This is a genomic window from Coprococcus sp. ART55/1, assembly GCF_000210595.1.
In the GTDB taxonomy this organism is placed as follows: domain Bacteria; phylum Bacillota; class Clostridia; order Lachnospirales; family Lachnospiraceae; genus Coprococcus; species Coprococcus aceti.
Genome location: NC_021018.1, coordinates 2,882,011 through 2,886,144, shown reverse-complemented (window position 1 = coordinate 2,886,144; position 4,134 = coordinate 2,882,011). Strand labels below are relative to the sequence as shown.

General features: G+C 42.7%; 3 protein-coding genes. All 3 read left to right on the top strand.

Features of this window, described 5'->3' with window-relative positions:
- Window positions 1-2,039, top strand: a 2,039-nt coding sequence (locus tag CCU_RS13010) for a Cna B-type domain-containing protein (RefSeq protein WP_208896271.1), incomplete at its 5' end; no start/stop codon positions are given.
- A gap of 174 nt (window positions 2,040-2,213) precedes the next feature.
- Entirely contained in the window at window positions 2,214-3,680 is a 1,467-nt protein-coding gene (spoIVA, locus tag CCU_RS13005; protein WP_015534976.1) for a stage IV sporulation protein A, read from the top strand.
- A 122-nt stretch (window positions 3,681-3,802) separates the two neighbouring features.
- The coding region (locus tag CCU_RS13000) for a segregation and condensation protein A (protein WP_208896270.1) at window positions 3,803-4,134 on the top strand (332 nt) is incomplete at its 3' end.

The window sequence follows — 4,134 nt, the reverse complement described above, 5'->3', positions numbered from 1 at the left end:
AGAGAACACCTAGCGTAATGGTTCGTCTTCTGGCTGATGGACAGGTTGTAGCTGGCTCTGGGGTAACGCTCAGCAAGGCAAATAACTGGACACATACATGGAATGCTCTTGACGAGAAGAAAAATGGACAGACCATCGACTACACAGTTGAGGAGACTACAACTTTAGATGGTTACACAACAGTCATAACGGGAAATGCAGCTGATGGATATGTGGTTGACAATCAGCACACACCTGAGACGATCAATGTATCAGGCACTAAGACGTGGGTTGATGACGATGATCACGATGGTCAGAGACCAGATTCAATAACAGTTAAGCTTCTTGCAGATGGTACTGTTATAAAGAGCCTCGTGGTTACAGCAGATACTGATTGGAATTACAGCTTTACAGATTTACCAAAGTACAAAGATAATGGAACCCTGATCAAGTATTCTGTATCAGAGAATGCTGTTTCGGGATACAAGGCATCTGTTACTGGATATGACATAACAAACACATACAAGCCAAATGTTATAAAACTTACCAAGACCATAAATGGAGATATTACAGCAGATGATGCAGCGGCAAATGTAACGTTCAATGTTACAAACAATGCAGGCTACAGTAAGATCATAAAGCTTACAGACTCTGAGGTGGCAAAGCTTGGAAATGGCAAGTATGAGATAACTCTTGTAAATGTGCCGGATGGTACATATACAGTTGAGGAAACATCATATGCATATGATGGAGCAGCGGTAACAGTCAGCTATACTGTGGATGGAATAGACGGTGAAGGAACAGAGGCATCCGGAATAACACTTATTGGTGGAAATACAGCCGATGTAGAGTTCGTTGATACCTACAAGCTTGGCACTGTCAAGTTCACTAAGGCTGGACTTTATAAGGAGTCATGTGCTGAAGACCCTGATGATGTAAAAATGCTTGATGGTGTAGAGTTTGCGCTCTATGAGGGTACAGATACAGAGTGTGAGAATCCTGTAATGACAGCAACAAGTGTAAATGGTGTTGTGACATTCAAGGATCTTAAGATTGGTACGTATCTTGTAAAAGAGAGTAAGACTATCGGAGATTATATTATCGATAACACAGTCTACACAGCAGAGGTAACAGAGGCAAACATTGACACTTATGCAGTGTTAAATGGTGTTCAGGATAACACACTGATAAATGATCTTCCTAGAACAGATCTCAAGATAGAGAAGGTTGCAGAGGAGAACAATGGCATAAAGCTTCCAAATTCAGTATACGGACTCTACAAGGAGAACGAGAATGGTGAGGAAGAGCTTGTCGCTAAGGCTACAACAGACAGCAACGGAGTTCTCAAGTTTGACGGTATTTTGATCGGCACAGAGTATACGATCAGAGAGATACAGGCGCCGGATGGATACTATGTATCTGAACAGCCAATATCAATCAAGTTCAAGAAAGATGAGAACGGAAAGATTACAGTTGAATCATTTGACGGTGGTTTTAATACTGACACAGGTAAAGTCACAGCCAGAGTTGATGAGAATGGAAACATTACATGGCTTGAACCTTCAGTAAAATACAGCTTTGAGAAAGTAGATGAGGATGGTGTTCCTGTAAAGGGCGCAACACTTCGACTCGAGGATGCTGATGGAAAACTCATTGATGAGTGGGTAACAGATGGCAGTGCGCATGAAGTCAACAATGTACTTGTAATTGGCAAGATCTATGCACTCATAGAGGTTAAGGCTCCTTCGGGCTATGACAAGGCTGATGATATACTGTTCACAGTTTCTGATGATAAGGTTGCAGCCGGTGAGGATATTGTAGTGACTATCACAATGGTTGATAAGAAGACAACAACGACCGAGACTACGGAAACCACAGAGACAACCGAAACCACAGAGACAACACAGACAACTGAAATAACAACAGAGGACAAGAACAAGCCGGATACTGGTGACAGAGCTCCTGTTGTACCAATAGCAGTTGTGCTCTTAATAAGTCTTGCCGGATGCGGTGTTATTGTGGCATCTAAAAAGAGAAAAGATAATCAGAGCAGCAAGTAATACAAAGCTGTGACATGTCCCCCGGGAATATCACCTTATATGGTGGTATTCTGGGGGATTTTTTTGTTCATAAAACAGCAGTTACATTCATATGCTATATATAGAAAATGACCGTAGATCTGTTGTGTTTACAGTAATATAATTATGTAAATAAATAGCATGTCAGGAGGATGTATGGAGGAGTATCAGGTATATCAGGATATCAAGGCGAGAACAAACGGAGAAATATACATCGGCGTAGTTGGACCGGTGAGAACAGGAAAATCCACATTTATAAAAAGATTTATGAACCAGATGGTTATTCCTAACATTTCAGGGGAAAATGACAGGCAGCTTGCACAGGATGAACTGCCGCAGTCGGCATCAGGAAAGACCATAATGACGACTGAGCCAAAATTTATACCAAAGGAAGCTGTATCAATCAATGTTGCTGACAATCTGGATATGAAGGTAAAGATGATCGATTGCGTGGGATATGTCGTCAAGGATGCCGAGGGTCAGTTTGAGGATGGCAAGGAGAGAATGGTGAGAACGCCGTGGTTTGACTATGACATTCCGTTTTCCAAGGCGGCGGAGATAGGCACAAACAAGGTTATAAATAACCATTCAACTGTTGGGATTGTTGTGACCACGGATGGCAGCTTTGGTGAGCTTCCGAGGGAGAGCTATCTTGAAGCTGAGCAGAAGACTGTTGATGAGCTGAAGGCCATTGGGAAGCCATTTGTCATTCTTCTCAACACCGACAAACCATCCAGCAGTCAGACGGCCGCGCTCTCGGCAGAAATGAGCGATACATATGGTGCAAGTGTTATTCCGGTAAACGTGGAGCAGCTCAGAGAATCGGATATTACATATATTTTTACAGAACTTCTTATGAGCTTCCCTGTCACATCTATATATTTTGAGATACCGAAATGGCTTGAGGTTGTCGATGATGACAATGAGATCAAGAGCAGCGTTATATGTGATGCAGTCCAGATAATGGCGGCTGCAGACAGCCTGAGGGATATCGATCATATGGACTACCCTGAGAATGAATATGTCAAGAGATATAAGTGTTCCAGCATAAATATGGCGGATGGATGTGTGAATATAAACGTCGATATCTACGATAATTATTATTACGCAATGCTGTCAGATATGATGGGCGCAGATATAACAAACGAGTACGATTTTATCACTGAGCTCAAATCCATGGCAGATAATCGTAAGTATTGTGTGAGTGTCATGGGAGCGCTTGAGCAGGTGAACAATGGAGGTTATGGCCTCGTTATGCCGGATAAGTCGAATGTCCAGCTCGGAAGTCCTGAGGTTATAAAGACCGGAGGAAAATTTGGAGTGAAGATATCGGCGAGCGCGCCATCGGTACATATGATCAAGGCGAATATCACCACCGAGATCATGCCTCTTGTGGGAAGCAAGGAGCAGGCGGATGATCTTGTCACATACATATCTGACAACAGCGATGATGGAGATATGTGGGGAGTTAATATATTTGGCAAGACCATAGAACAACTCGTTGACGATGGACTTAACAACAAGGTCAGCAAGATAGGTGCGGAGAGTCAGCAGAAGCTTCAGAATACCATGGAGAAGATCGTAAATGACGGAAATGGCGGAATGGTGTGCATAATAATATAAGATTGCATATTTATGGCAGGCTATGTTAAAATGTCTAAGGTGTTCTGGTGGATGCCTTAGACATTTGATTGTCCGGGCATGGAACATTATGGTGGTTATCAATTCAGGATGGAGACGTACATATGTCTGCGATAGATGTAAAGCTTAATGTATTTGAGGGCCCACTGGATCTTCTTTTGCATTTGATAGAGAAAAACAAAGTCAATATATACGATATTCCGATCGTCACTATCACAGAGCAGTATCTGGAATATGTGAACAACATGGAGGAAGAAGATCTTGACGTCATGAGCGAATTTCTGGTCATGGCGGCGACTCTGATCAAGATCAAGTCCAAGATGCTCCTGCCGAAGGATGAGGAGGATCCTGAGGATGAAGAGGATCCTAGAGAAGAGCTCGTCAGACGACTGCTTGAGTACAAGATGTACAAGTATGCTGCCGGTGAACTGAAGGA

Coding starts and splice junctions, on each gene's coding strand:
- spoIVA (WP_015534976.1), top strand. CDS start 2,214: ATGGAGGAGTATCAGGTATATCAGGATATCAAGGCGAGAACAAACGGA.